This is a genomic window from Pseudomonas sp. S3_C06, assembly GCF_054667675.1.
This window is the reverse complement of sequence record NZ_CP162747.1, coordinates 6049639-6065097: the sequence shown is the minus strand read 5'-3', so window position 1 is coordinate 6065097 and position 15459 is coordinate 6049639. Positions and strand designations below refer to the sequence as shown.

At 62.1% G+C, this 15459-nt stretch carries 2 protein-coding genes (1 of these 2 only partly in view); both read right to left on the bottom strand.

Features of this window, described 5'->3' with window-relative positions:
* Nucleotides 1-125: 125 nt before the first annotated feature.
* Nucleotides 126-3356 (bottom strand): non-ribosomal peptide synthetase, encoded by a 3231-nt coding sequence (locus AB4N44_RS26890; RefSeq protein ID WP_460111357.1) that lies wholly within the window; start codon nt 3354-3356, stop codon nt 126-128.
* Nucleotides 3353-15459, bottom strand: partial view of a non-ribosomal peptide synthase/polyketide synthase gene (locus AB4N44_RS26885; protein WP_460158141.1) — the 3' portion only. The gene runs 1420 nt beyond the window's last position; the window shows 12107 of its 13527 coding nt (coding positions 1421-13527); the start codon falls outside the window, past its right edge; the stop codon is at nt 3353-3355. The genes AB4N44_RS26890 and AB4N44_RS26885 overlap by 4 nt, the downstream gene beginning before the upstream one ends.

The window sequence follows — 15459 nt, the reverse complement described above, 5'->3', positions numbered from 1 at the left end:
TTTGCCCACATACCCTATTAAGACGCAGCACCTCCAAAAAACCGGAATGAGTTTATTTATCATTAACGCAAAAAGTTAAAAAAAGGCCGACGCTGTTGGGCGACGGCCTTTTGTTTCTTTCTGTGTCAGCTGGTTTGCGCAGCCTTGGCGGCCTGCAACTGTCGCGCCTGCTCGGTCAGACGCGCCTTTTCCTCGGGACTCATCGCCTCCATGCGCAGTCGTACCTGAGCCATTTTTTCCAACTGCCCCGGGCTGCTTTCCACCGCCCGCAACGCCAGCGCCAACGACGCCACGGTCGGATGATCGAAAACCAGTCCCGGATGGATTTCGCATTGCAGCAACTTGCGAATACCGGCCACCAGTTTGATCACCAACAACGAATGGCCTCCGGCCGCGAAAAAGTCGCGCTCGATGCTCAAGTGTTCAAGCCCAAGCAGTTGCGCCATGCGCACGGCGAGCAATTGCTCAAGTGCATCACGCGGCGCAACGCCTTCGTCATCCGCTGCCGTAGCGGCCAATTGTTGCAGCGCCTTGCGATCAATCTTGCCGTTGGCCAGCCGTGGAAAACGCTCGATCAGTTGCAGGTGTTGCGGCACCATCACCGCGGGCAGACGTGCACTCAGTTCGGCACGTGCGGTGTCGAGCTGACCCGCGGTTGCCCCCGGTTGCGCCACGATAAACGCCAGCAGGCCTTGTTCAGCCGACGCGGCAGGCAGCACCAGCGCTTCGGCAACCGCTGGCAGGCGCAGCAGCTCGGCTTCGATTTCCGCGAGTTCGATGCGGAATCCGCGCACCTTGACCTGCTGATCGCGCCGACCGTGCAACTGGATCGCCCCGTCAGCGCGGTAACGCGCCAGATCTCCGCTGCGATACAGACGCTGCGCAGGATCGAATGGACTCTGCACGAACGTCTGCGCATCAGCCTCGGCATTCAGATAACCACGGCACAATTGCGCACCGCCCAGGTACAACTCGCCCAGCACACCTACGGGGGCCAGACGCAAATCAGCGTCCAGCACATACACCTGATTGTTGCCCAGCACGTGGCTCAGCGCCGAGCACTCGCTGGCCGTGCCGTCCAGTGTCAGTGGATGAATCATCACGCCGACGGTGGCTTCGGTCGGGCCATAGTGGTTGAACACCCGGCAATCACTGCGCAGCCGCGCAATGCGTTCGATCAGCGTCGGCGCAACCGGCTCGCCGCCCAGCACCAGCGTGTGCGGCAAGGTTGCCTGCTGATGATCGAGCAACGCCGCAAGGTGCGACGGGACGATTTTCAGGCAGTCGATCTGATGCTGCTGCAGGTACTCGGCGAACAATGCGCCGTCCTGCATTTGCGCATCACTGGCGACGTGCAGGGTCGCCCCATTGAACAACGCCCCGAACAACGCCGTGTTGCCCAGATCTGCCGCGACAGTGGAGCTGAAGCCGATGTTTTTGCACTGTTCCAGACCCAGTGCCTGACTGGCCTGAGCGACGTAATTGAACAATTGTCGATGCTCGATCACCACACCTTTAGGCATGCCGGTAGAGCCGGAGGTGAACAGCACATAAGCGATGTCGGTGCCTTGCGTCGCGAGCGCCGGCAACGGCGCGCCCGATGCGCCGAGTTCTGCCAGCGTGCGAGCTTTGTACGGCTGATCCTGCCAAGCCGTGACGTGCGCCGCATCGGTCAGCAACAGTGCGGCGCCGGCCTGTTCCAGCATCAATGCCTGACGCGCCTGCGGCCATTGCACATCCAGCGGCAGATACGCGCACCCGAGGCGCCAGCTCGCCAACATTGCGATCACCAGATCCGCCGAGCGTGGCAACGCCAGCGCGATGATCGAGCCTGCGCTGACACCTTGATTGTTCAGGCCCTGGGCGACGCTTTCGACGCGGGCTTGCAACTGGCTGTAGCTCAATGGCTGCCCAGCATCAGTCAAGGCGATGGCATCCGGCGTACGCAGCGCCAGATCAGCGATGCGCTGTGGCAGATAACGCTGGTCGGCCAGCATCTGTATCGCCGGATTGATCGCCAGCAAGCGCTGTTCGGCGGCGCGGCTGAGCAGGTTGAGTTGCGCCAGCACGGTGTGCGGCGCATCGACAATCGCGCTCAACAGCACGCCGAACTGTTCCAGTACGGCGTTGGCTGCCGCTGGCGAATAGCGCGAAGCGGCGTACTGCAGACCAACACCGGCAAGACGCTGGTTGTCGTCCAGTTGCACCTGCAACAACAACTCGAAAGCATCCGGTTGCACCTGCACGGCGTCAGCCGCGTTCCAGCGCAGACCGCCGCTGCTCGCGGCAACGCCGATCTGGCCAAGGCTGAAGCCGTAGGCCGGACGTGCTGCGTCGAGCGCCAGTTCCGGCGTCCAGTATTCCTGCCAGGTGCGATGCTCTTCGAGGCGCGCCGCCAGTTGCCCCAGCCAGTCACTGAAGCGCGCACTGCCAGGCATTTCCAGCGAGAGCGGCAAGGTTTTCTCGAACACGCCCACGGCGTTGGCGAAATATTCATAGTCAGCACGGCTGTCATGCCGCAGACCGACCAGTGCCTGATCAAGCCCGCTCAAACGCCCCAGCAACACCCACCACGCACCTTGCAGCAACGTGGCGACTGGCTGACCGAGCTGCTCGGCCAAGGCCTGCAGAGCATCACGCTGCGCCGACTGCAGATTCAGCGATACGCGCGAATCGGCAGCACTCGCTTCGAGGCTGGCGCTGCGAGCGGCCAGCCATGGCGTTGCGATGTCCGCCTGCACACCTTGCAGGTGCTGCTGCCAGTAGCTGCGCGCGGTGACGGCGTCTTCATCGAGCACCACCTCACTGCGCCATTCCAGATACTGGGCAAACTCCCCCGACTCTTCGTCTTCGGCTGGCTGAACCCCGACGTACGCTTGCTGCACTTGCTCCAGCACAAGGTTCAACGATGGCGTGTCGGCACTGTAGCGAGCAATGCCCAGCAGCAGCTGCCATTGCTGGGGCGCCAGGCGATAAAGCACGGCCTCGACACTGGCTGATTCGCCGACGACAAAGGCGCGTTCCCGCGATTCGCTGATTTGCGCCTGAACGTCCTCGGCGCACTGCTCGCCGGCATGGATCATCAGCGGGAAACGTCCGACGTCGGCCGCAGCCTGACGCAAACCGTGGAAACCGCTGACCTTGCCCAGCCGCGCCAACAGCATCGGCTGCTGTGTCAGCACGGTATCGAACGCGGTCTGCAAACGTTGCGGGTCAAGATCTCCGTCAATGACAACGCTGAGCCAGCGCAAGGCCTCGCCACAGGTGGCGGTGTTCGACAGGCGCTCAAGCAGCGCCTGTTGCTCAGGCGTCAGGGCGAAACCCGGATCCTGCTCGTCCTTCATGACTTCGCTCATGCGCCGCTTTCCTCGGTGTTCAATGCCGCCCGGGCGTTGCTGGCCGGGCGCTCCAGGCTGCTGTGGTCGTACATGTCACCCATGGCGACGACAATCTTGCGCGGACCCTCGAACGGATCGCGGGCATGCGCCACCAGCATGTTGTCGAGCAGAATGGCATCGCCTTTCTGCCAGTCGAATCGCACGGCGCACTCTTCGTACAGCTCGCCAATGCGCTGCATCACGTCGTCTTCGATCGGTGTGCCGTCGCCGTAATACACGTGACGCGGCATGCGCTCGGCGCCGAACATCGACAACAGGTCTTCACGCACATCCGGCTCCAGCCAGTAGATGTGGTGCAACTGCACCTGATTGAAGAATGACTTGGCGCCGGTGATCGGGTGACGAATGATCGCCGGTCCCGGTGTGCGGGTTTGCAGTTCGTTGTTGTCGAGCCAGCGCCACTCGATACCGCCGGCGCGGCAGCGGGCTTCGACTTCGGCACGGTCTTCGGTCTTGAAGAAGTGCTGCCACGACACGTCGAGGTTGTCGGTGAAGGTGCGCACATACAGCAAGCCTTTGGACTCGAACTTGTCACGCAGGTCTGCCGGCAGTTTTTCGTACATCAAGCGGCAGTCGACTACCGGCGTTGCACCGCCGACCGGCGCCGCTTGCTCGCAATAGAACATCTGCTTGCGCGGCCAGCGATCCTGGTGCGAGCTCTCGTTGTGGAACAGGATCATCTTGCGTTCCGGGTACGGCGTGGAGCGGTAAGTGTTCTTGCCGCCCTCCTTCTTCGGCAGATCGCCGTATTGACCGTACAGACCTGGCTGGATCGCTTCGGCGAACGCTTCAAAACCCTGAATGCCGTCGAGCTCGAAACCGCGAAAGAGAATGCCGGCGTGAGTCGCCAGTTTTTCTTCGATCAGCGGCCGGTTGTGCTTGATCCACTCGATCAAATCCAGCTGCGGCTCGTTCGGTTCCATCAACAGCGGGAACGGCTGCGGCGCAGCGATCAGCGATTCGCGGATCGGCGCCGGGCGAACCTTGGCCACCGGGGCGGCGCCACGCTTGAGGAACTTGCCCAGTTTGTCGGCCTTGGGTCCGGGGGCAGCGGGTTTGGCGGCCACTGCTAAATTGTCGACTGGCATGCTGATAGCTCCCAATTGAATGTCCTGATCAGCGACGATCTGTTCCAACAGGGCTATCCAGGCCTTCACCAGGTACTGAATGCGCTCGTGTCCGAACAAGGTTGTGGCGAATTGCCAATTACCCAGCAATTGCCCTTCTTCTTCGTCAACGAACAATGCCATGTCGAATTTAGAATGGCTCTGCAGCGCCGCCAGCGGCTCGACGCTCAGACCGCCCATGGATTGGGTGCGGCCCGGCAGGTTGTTCATCACGAACAACACTTGCACCAACGGGTTCATGCCCTTGTGTCGCGGCACGCCACAGGATTCGACGATCATGTCCAGCGGCAGGTCCTGATGCTCCAGCGCGCCGAGCAGGGTGTCCTGAGTGCGCGCCAGGAATGTCGAGAACGCCGTGTCTGCCGAGAAGCGTGAACGCAGCGGCAAGACGTTGACGAAGAAGCCGATCAGCCGCTCCAGCTGCGCCTGCTCGCGCCCGGCAACGTCGGCGCCGACCAGTACGTCGTCGCCGCCGCTGAATTGATGCAACAACACCTGGAACGACGCCAGCAGCGTGCTGTACAAGGTCACGCCCGCATCACTGGCAACCTTGCGCAAGGCCTGGCCCAAATCCTTCGGCAGATGAAACTGCACGGCATCACCGTCGTACGACGCCACCGGCCCGCGCGGGGTGTCCAGCGGCAGGTTGAGCTGCCCGCTGTAGCCACTGAGTGCATCTCTCCAGTAATCCGCCTGCTGGCCGAGAATCCCTTGGCGTTCCAGTTCCTGTTGCCACAGGGCAAAGTCCGAGTACTGCACTTCCAGCGCCGGCAACGGCGTGGTGTCACCGGCCTTGCTCAACTCATGGATCTGCACCAGTTCGTTGACCAATACGCCCATCGACCAACCGTCAGAAATGATGTGATGCATGGAGAACAGCAGCACATGCTCGGTCGGCGACAGATGCAGGATGCGCCCGCGCCACAATGGCGCCTGCTCCAGATCGATCGGCGTTCGCGCGTTATCCAGCGCTGCTTGTGCGACCTGTTCTTCCTGAGCACTGCGCGACAGACCGGACAAATCGAGCAACGGGAAGTCGACATCGACCGTCTCGGCAATCAGCGCAATCGGATCACCTTCGTCATCCTGCGAATACGCGGTGCGCAACACTTCATGACGGCGCACCACTTCGGCAAAACTGCTCATGAAGCGCTCGACCGACAGCTCACCGCGCAAGCGCAGGGCCAGCGGCATGCCGTAGGCCGAACTGCCGCCGGACAATTGCTCGGCGACCCACAAACGCCGTTGCACCAACGACAGCGGTGCCGTCGACTTGGCGCCCCAGGCCTTCAGTGGAACTGCCTGACTGGCCGCCCCGCCGAGGGCCGGTGTCTGATCTTCGGCCATCCAGGTGGCCAGATCCTTGAGACGCGGGTAGTTGAACAGGTCCCGCAGGCTCAACGTGCCGCCGGTCAAATGGCGCAAACGCGAGACTGCCTGAGTGGCCAGCAGCGAGTGCCCGCCCAGTTCGAAGAAGTGATCCTCACGGCTGACTTGATCGAGCTCCAGGACGTTTTGCCAGATGGCTGCGATCTGCTGTTCCAGTTCACCGACCGGGGCAACGAAGTCACCCGCCGCGACAAACGCGTCGACGCTCGGCAAGGCTTTGCGGTCGACCTTGCCATTCGGCGTCAGCGGCAGGCTGGCGAGGAACAGCACGTGCGCCGGAATCATGTAGTCCGGCAGGTGCACCTTGAGTTGCGTCTTCAGCGCTTCGCGCAGCAGCGCTTGCGCGGCCGCATCGGCGCTGGCCACGGTCGCATCATCGACCACCACATACGCCACCAGTTGATGGCTGGAGGCGATCGGTTGCGCCACCACCAGTGCCTGGCTGACGTTGTCGATCTGCAACAGACGCGCTTCGATTTCGCCCAGCTCGATACGGAAACCGCGCACCTTCACTTGGTGATCGATACGCCCGACGTATTGCAACGTGCCGTCGCCCAGATAACGGGTCAGGTCGCCCGTGCGGTACATACGCTCGCCATTGCCGGCGAACGGATTGGGCACGAATTTCTCTGCGGTCATCGCCGCCCGGCCCAGATAGCCACGGCTGAGGCCGGCACCGGCCAGGTACAACTCCGCCGACACACCCTGTGGTGCCGGTTGCAGATCGCCGCCCAGCACATAACTGGCGGTGCGGATCATCGGTCGACCGATGTTCGCCGTGCCGCCTGCCTCTCGACGGGTCCAGGTGGAGTAAACGGTATCTTCCGACGGGCCGTACAAGTCGAAGATATCGGCGATGGTCGCCTGTTGATACAGGGTGTCCACGAGGTTCTGCTTCAGCGCTTCGCCGCACAGGTTGATGATGCGTACGCTGGCAGGAATATCGCCAGAGTCTTGCAAGGCATTGATTGCCGACGGCACGGTATTGATCAGGCGCACCTGATCGCGCGCCGGCAAGTGCGGCAACTCCAGTGCGTTGCGCGCAATGATCAACGAACCGCCGTTGGCCAGGGTGACAAACAGCTCCCACACCGACAGGTCGAAACACACCGACGTCGAAGCGAGCACACCTTGAATGTCCTCGCGGCTGTAGAGGTGCTTCGACCAGTCGCTGAGCGCCATGATGTTGGCATGGCTGATCGATACGCCTTTGGGCTTGCCGGTGGAACCAGAGGTGTAAATCACGTAGGCAAGATTGTTCACACTCACACCAGTGACAGGCGCGACCGTGCTGTAGGCCGAGAGATCCAGTTGATCCAGCAGCAACACTTGCATGTCGCTGGCGAGCGACAAGGTGGCCGCCACATCGGTCTCGGTCAGCAGCACGCGGGCGCGGCTGTCCTCAAGCATGTAGGCGACCCGATCCGCCGGGTAATCCGGGTCCAGCGGCACGTAGGTGCCACCGGCCTTGAGGACCGCGAGCAATGCCACCAGCAGATTGTCGGAGCGCTGCATCGCCACACCGACGCGCACTTCGGCGGCGACGCCCGTGCTGATCAAACGGTGCGCCAGACGATTGGCCCGGGCATCGATATCGCCATAGGTGAAGGACTGCTGGCCGAACGTCACGGCGCGCGCGTCCGGCTGGGCAGCGACCTGACGCTCGATGGCCTGGTGGATGCAAATCGGCTCTAGGTCAGCGGTTGCCTGCGGATTCCAGTCACGCAGAATACGTTGCTCGTCACCTTCCTCCAGCAAGTTCCACTCGCCCAGGCAGGCATCGACGCTGGCGTGCATGCCGCTCAACAGTTGCTGCAACTGTGTCGCCAGTTTGATCACGGTGCTGGCGGCAAAGCTTGTGTGCTGATAGCTGAAGTGCACGGTCAGTTGCTGGTCGAGGTTGACCATCAACGTCAGCGGATAGTTGGTCTGCTCATACCGGTCAACCTCGCCAAAGCGCAGGTCAGCCGATTCGGCTTGCTGCAAGGCTTCGGCAATCGGGTAGTTCTCGAACACCAGAATGTTATCGAACAACGCCTCACCGCTCTGCCCTGCCCAACGCTGAATGTCGAACAGCGGTGTGTGCTCTTGCTCGCGCAGCAACAGGTTCTGTGCCTGCACCTGTTGCAGCCATTGCGGCAACGACTGTTCGGCACGTGGGCTGGCAATGATCGGCAAGGTGTTGATGAACAGACCGATCTGGCCTTCGACGCCATTCAACTGCGCCGGTCGCCCCGATACCGTGGCGCCGAACGTGACAGTGTCCTGCCCGGTGTAGCGTTGCAACAGCAACAGCCACGCGGCTTGCACCAGCGTGTTGACCGTGACCTTTTGCGCCCGGGCAAAACTGTTGAGCTCGGCGGTCGCGTGAGTGTCGAGGGTCAGCAGGTATTCACCCTGACCGGTGACGGTTGCATCAACGAGGTGCGGCACAGCATCGGCCAGATACGTCGGTGTCTCGAAGGCGGCCAGTTGGCCCTTCCAGAAGTTTTCCGTGACCTGCGCATCCTGCTGCGCCAACCACTCGATGTAATCGCGATAACGCCCCGCCCCCATCGCCGGCGCGTGGCCGTGATAGCGCTGCAACACATCGCCGAGCAACTGCGAGTTGCTCCAGCCGTCCATCAGAATATGGTGCGAGGTGTAAATCAGATGGAAGCGCTCAGCCGCCACCTGCACCACGACCAGGCGCAGCAACGGTGCCGCGTGCAGATCAAAACCTTGCAGGCGTTGCTCAAGCTCCAAGGCTTTCAGGGCTGGCGCCAGGTCGCCGCGATCACGCCAGTCGAGCACGCTGAACGGCACTTGCAAGCCTTTGTGCACCACTTGCAGGGCGTTGGGCAGATCGCCTTCCCAGACAAAACCGCTGCGCAGCACTTCGTGGCTGTCCATCGCCGCTTGCCAGGCATCGCGGAAACGTTCGACCTGCAAGCCATCGACGGCCACACACATCTGGTTGATGTAATCACCGGACTGTTGCGCGTAGAGGGTGTGGAACAGCATGCCCTGCTGCATCGGCGACAACGGATAAATGTCTTCAATCTGCTGTGGGCGGGTTGGCAAGCCGTCGAGCTGCGCCTGGGTCAGGCCGGCCAGCGGGAAGTCCGAAGGCGTCAGCCCAGCGACGCCCGGGGTCAGGCAATGGCCGATCAAAGCGGCCAGCTCCTCGGCGTAGTCCGCCGCCAGTGCTTCGATCACAGCACTGTCGAAACGCTCGCTGCTGAATGTCCAGCCTACGCGCAATTCGCCGCCGTACACCTGACCGTTGAGGGTCAACCAATTGCCCATTGGCGCATCCGGGCTCTGGTCGAGACCGGCGTTGTCCGGCGCCGGTGCGAACAGCGCGCCGTCATCGCCCTCGAAACTGCCGTCGAACTGGCCGAGGTAGTTGAAGGTGATGCGCGGGGTCGGCAATTCACGCAGGCTCTGTTGTGCCTGAGCATCGCCAAGATGACGCAGTGCGCCGAAACCGATGCCCTTGTTGGGGATCGAGCGCAGTTGTTCCTTGATCTGTTTGATCGACTCGCCGGCCGTAGCTGCCGGGGTCAGGCGCACTGGGAACAGACTGGTGAACCAGCCGACGGTACGGGTCAGGTCAACACCGTCGAACAGCTCTTCACGACCATGACCTTCGAGCTGAATCAGTGTCGAAGCCTGCCCGCTCCAGCGCCCGATAACCCGCGCCAGTGCGGTGAGCAACAGGTCGTTGACCTGAGTGCGATACGCCGCCGGCGCTTCTTGCAGCAGTTGTCGGGTCAGCTCCGCGCCCAGTCTGGTCTGTACCGTCTGCGCCAGTCTGTTCTGCTGACCGGCGTCCATCCGCTTGCACGGCAGATCGCTGCCGACATCACTCAGGCAGGCCTGCCAGTAAGCCAGTTCCTGTTGCAACGCCGCGCTGTTGGCGTAGCGCTGCAAGTGCTCGCTCCAGTCCTTGAAGGCGCTGGTTTTCGCCGGCAGCTTCAGTGGCTGACCGTCGAGCAATTGCTGATAAGCGTTTTGCAGATCTTCCAGCAGAATCCGCCACGACACACCGTCGACGGCCAGGTGATGGATCACCAACTGCAAGCGTTGCGTGCCATCGGCCAGATTCGCCAACACCGCGCGCAACAGCGGCCCGTTCTGCAGATCGAGGCTGCGCTGCGCGCGGTTGCCCAAGGCTTCCAGCGCAGCCGCATCGGCGACGTCTTCCTGCCACAGCAGGTTGTGCGGCTGATCTTCAACCGCGCGGTGCTCGGCCTGCCACACGCCGTTGTGCTGAGTGAAGCTCAGGCGCAAGGCATCGTGATGTGCGACCAGCGCGCGCAATACTTGCTCGATTTTCTCCCCGTCCAGCGGCTGACGCGGTTTGAGCAGCACCGACTGGTTCCAGTGATGACGCTCAGGGATTTCATCGTCGAAGAACTGCTGCTGGATCGGCAACAGCAACGCTGCGCCGGTGACCGCTTGTTGGTCGATGCTCGTTTCGTCGTCGCCCAACTGCGCGACCAGTGCCAGTCGCTGAATGGTCTGGTGCTGGAACAGGTCTTTCGGGTTCAGGCGAATACCGGCCTGACGCGCGCGGCTGACCACCTGAATCGAAATGATCGAGTCGCCGCCCAGTTCGAAGAAGTTGTCGTTGAGGCCCACTTGCGGCAGCTTCAGCACGTCTTGCCAGATCGTGGCCAAGCGTTGTTCCAGCTCGCTTTGCGGCGCCTGATAGGCCTGCTGCGCCTGACTGGCGTCCGGCGACGGCAACGCGCTGCGGTTGAGCTTGCCGTTGGCGGTCAATGGCAATTGCGCGAGCAGCAACAGGTGCGCCGGGATCATGTGATCCGGCAGATTTTCCTTGAGTTCGGCACGCACGCTGTCGCGCCATTGCGCTTGTTCAGCGGCGCTGGCGTCGAGTAACGCTGCATCAGTCGGCACCAGATACGCAACCAGTTGTTGACCACTGAGGCCCGGCTGCGCCAGCACCACCGCCTGGCGTACGGCAGCCTGTTCGAGCAGTTGCGCTTCGATTTCGCCCAGTTCGATACGGAAACCGCGAATCTTCACCTGATGGTCGATCCGCCCGATGTATTCGATCACGCCATCGGCGCGATAGCGCGCCAGATCACCGGTGCGGTACAGCCGACCGCCGTCAGCGGCAAACGGATCGGGAATAAAGCGCAGCGTGGTCAGGTCGGCACGGTTCAGATAACCGCGCGCCAGACCGGCGCGGCCAACATACAGCTCACCGATACAACCCTTGGCTACCGGGTTCAGGTCGCCATCGAGCAGGTACCACGACAGGTCGGCAATCGGCTCGCCGATCGGGCTGCTTGCGTCACGCTGCAAATCGGCCATCGACAACGGCCGGTAAGTCACGTGCACGGTGGTTTCAGTGATGCCGTACATATTGATCAGTTGTGGCGCCTGATCGCCGAAACGCTCGAACCATGGACGCAGGCTCTTCACGTCCAGCGCTTCACCGCCGAACACCACATAACGCAGCGCCGGCTGTTGCGCGGTGTGCTCCGGGGCGCAAGCAACTTGCATCAACTGCTTGAACGCCGACGGCGTCTGGTTGAGCACGGTGATGCCTTCGCGGCACAGCAAAGCGAAGAAATCTTCCGGCGCACGGCTGACCTCGTAAGGCACTACCACCAGTTTGCCGCCGTACAGCAGCGCACCGAAAATCTCCCACACGGAGAAGTCGAATGCGTAGGAATGGAACAGGCTCCAGACATCCTGCGGGCCGAAATCGAACCACGCCGCAGTGGCTTCGAACAGGCGCAGCACGTTGCGGTGCGCGAGCAAGGTGCCCTTTGGCTGACCGGTCGAACCCGAGGTGTAGATCACGTACGCGAGGTTATCGGCGCTCATGCGCACGTGCGGATTGCTGTCGCTGTAACCTTCGAGGTCTTCGCGATCCTGATCGAGCATCAGGCTGCGCACCGAGTCCGGTACGGGCAGTCGACCGAGCAGATGACTTTGGCTCAACAGCAGGCCGATGCCGCTGTCGCCGATCATGTAGCTCAGGCGCTCTTCCGGGTAGCTTGGGTCCAGCGGCACGTAAGCACCGCCGGCCTTGAGAATGGCGAGCAGTCCGACCAGCATGTCGAGGCTGCGCTCAACGGCCAGGCCGACGCGCACGTCCGGGCCGACGCCACTGGCAATCAGTTTGTGGGCCAACTGGTTGGCACGGCTGTTGAGTTCACCGTAGCTCAAGGACTGTTCTGCATACGTCACGGCCACCGCTTGCGGTGCGCGGGCGGCCTGGGCTTCGATCAAGTGATGCAGGCACTGCTCGTTAGGGAAATCGGCCACGGCCGGGTTCCATTGCAGCAGGGTTGCTGCGCGTTCGGCGGCGTCGTGCAGCGGCAGCTCAGCGATACGCTGGCCGCTGTCGGTGACGATGCCTTGCAGCAGATTCGTCCAGTGTTGCGACAGGCGCTCGATAGTCTCGACGTCGAACAGGTCGGTGGCGTAAGTCAGCTCGGCCCAGACATTGTCGGTCGATTCAAAAGTGTTCAGGGTCAAATCAAACTGCGCAGTATTCGACGCCCACGGCAAGCCTTCGATCTGCAGTTGCGGCAAGCGTGTCGCGCCTTGTGCCTGCCGCGCCTGGCTCTGGTGGTTGTGCATCACCTGGAACAGCGGGCTATGGCTGAGGCTGCGCTCCGGTTGCAGCGCGTCGACCAGTTGCTCGAACGGCAGATCCTGATGGGCCTGAGCGCCGAGCACGGTGTTCTTCACTTGTTGCAACAGGCTGCGGAAGGTCTGCTGACTGTCGAATTCGGTTTTGAGTACCTGAGTGTTGACGAAGAAGCCAATCAGCCCTTCAGTCTCCACCCGATTGCGGTTGGCCACGGGCACACCAACGCGGATGTCGGCCTGACCGCTGTAGCGGTGCAGCAAGGTCTGGAACGACGCCAGCAACAGCGCGAACAGGGTGACGTTTTCACGCTGCGCGACGTGCTTGAGGGCAGCGGCCAGTTCGAGGCTCAGCGGGATATCGCGACGCGCGCCGCGATAGCTTTGCTCGGCGGGACGCGGACGGTCGGTCGGCAGCTCCAGCAACGGCTGATCGCCATCGCCGAGTTGCGCGGTCCAGTAATTCAGCTGACGCTCGCACTCACCGGCGTCCATCCACTGTTTCTGCCACACGGCATAGTCGGCGTATTGCACCGGCAACGCCGGCAATTGCGCGGTCTGGCCCTGGCTGTACGCGGCATAGAGCGCCACCAGTTCATCGACCATGATGTTCATCGACCAACCGTCGGAGACGATGTGGTGCAAGGTGATCACCAGCGCATGGTCATCGGCAGCCAGACGCAGCAGTTTCACTCGCAGCAACGGGCCTTGCTGCAGGTTGAACAAGTGCAGGGTTTCTTCGGCGACCAGCGCTTGCAGCGCCGCATCGTCCAACCCCGCTACGTCCTGTACTTGCAGATCCAGCGTGCCTTGGGCCTGAATCACTTGCAGGGTCTGGCCCTGCTGTTCGACGAAACAGGTGCGCAGGGATTCGTGACGCTCGATCAGTGCATTGAAGCTGTGCTGCAACGCCAGCAGATCCAGCTCACCGCGCAAACGCAGTGCGGCCGGAACGTGGTAAGCGGTGCTGGTCGGCTCCAGTTGCCAAAGGAACCACTGACGTTCCTGCGCATAGGAAAGTGCCATCGGTTGCGTACGCGGCAGCGCGACAATCGCCGGTTCCTGCGTCGCCTGATCGACACCCAGGGCGGCGACGAAGTCTTCCAGAACGCTGTGTTCGAACAGCGTACGCAGCGGCACCTGAACGTTCAGCGTCTGACGCACTCGCGAGACCACTTGCGTTACCAGCAAGGAATGGCCGCCGAGTTCGAAGAAGTTGTCGCTGAGACCGACACGCTCAAGCTTGAGCACCGCTTGCCAGATCTCGGCGACACTGTGTTGAGTCGCGGTTTGCGGCGCGATATAGGTCGATTGCAACTGGCTGGCATCGGGTGCTGGCAAGGCTTTGCGGTCGACTTTGCCGTTGGGGGTCAGCGGCAGTTGCGCAAGGAACAGCAGGTGCGCCGGCACCATGTATTCCGGCAGTTCAGCCTTGAGGCTGGCTTTCAGAGCGGCGCGCAGTTCGACTTCGTCAACAGCGCTGGCGGATGGCACCACATAGCCGACCAGTTGCGCGCCGGTCGGGCCGTCCTGAGCGACGACGACGGTTTCACGGACGCTGTCCAGCGCGAGCAAACGGGCCTCGATCTCGCCCAGCTCGATTCGGAAACCACGGATTTTAACTTGATGGTCGATGCGCCCGATGTACTCGATCACGCCTTCTGCGCGATAACGGGTCAGGTCGCCGGTGCGGTACAGACGCGCACCGTTTGCCGAGAACGGATCCGGCACAAACCGTTCAGCGGTCAGACTCGGGCGCTGGAAGTAACCACGGGCCAGACCGTCACCGCCAATCAGCAATTCACCGGGTGCGCCGAGCGGATTGAGCTCAAGGTCGCTGCCGAGAATGTACAGCGCGGTGTTGTCTATCGGCGTGCCGAGGAATGGACGGCTGTGGTCCGCGCTCAGTGCGTGTTGCGCCGACCAGATCGTGGTTTCGGTCGGGCCATACAGGTTCCACACGCTCGGCGTCAGCGCCAGCATGCGATTGGCCAGCTCCTGCGGCAGCGCTTCACCACCACAGAGGAACGTGCGGCCCTTGAGAATCGCTGCGTGTTCGTTGTCGAGCAGCATGCGCCAGGTCGATGGCGTGGCTTGCAGGACGCTGACGGCATGACGCTCGATCAGTTCGAGCACCGCTTGCGGATCCTGATGCACATCCTTGCCGGTCAGCACCACACACGCGCCGGCGAGCAATGGGCCATAGATTTCCAGGCCAAAAATATCGAACGAGAACGTGGTCAGCGACAGCATGCGATCCGCAGCGGCAATCCCCGGCTGCTTGATCATGCTCGCGACAAAGTTGCTCAGTGCCGCGTGGCGCACCATCACGCCTTTCGGTTTGCCGGTGGAGCCGGAGGTGTAGATCGTGTACGCCAGATGCTCGCCGTTGACGGCAACGTCCGGCGCGGTCTGTGGATAAGTCGCTAGCCAGTCACCTGACTGATCGAGCAACAGGGTTTGCACACCCGCCGGGATCGGCAACTGCGCCTGCAAGTGCGTTTGGGTCAGCAGCAATTGCAGACCGCTGTCTTCGATCATGTAGGCCAGGCGATCCTCGGGATACGCCGGGTCCAGCGGCACATAAGCGCCGCCGGCCTTGAGGATCGCCAACAGGCCGACGATCATCTCAACGCTGCGCTCCACCGCGATGCCGACCAGCTGATCCGGGCCGACGCCGGCCTCGATCAGGTGATGCGCCAGTTGATTGGCCCGGGCATCCAGCTCGCCATACGTCAGTACATCGTCGCCGATGATCAGCGCCGTCGCCTGCGGGTTTCGTTGCGCCTGCAAGGCAAAGTCCTGCTGCACGCACTCGGCCTGCGCGCTGTGATCAGCTACACGCAACCAGTCCTGCAACAACACGCCGTGCTCGGCACTTTCCAGCAAGGGCAACTCGCCAACCCGTTGAGTCGGTGCGGCCACAATAC

What these genes read in the sequence shown, in the direction of transcription:
- AB4N44_RS26890 (WP_460111357.1), bottom strand. Translation starts at nt 3,356, where the DNA reads ATGAGCGAAGTCATGAAGGACGAGCAGGATCCGGGTTTCGCCCTGACG.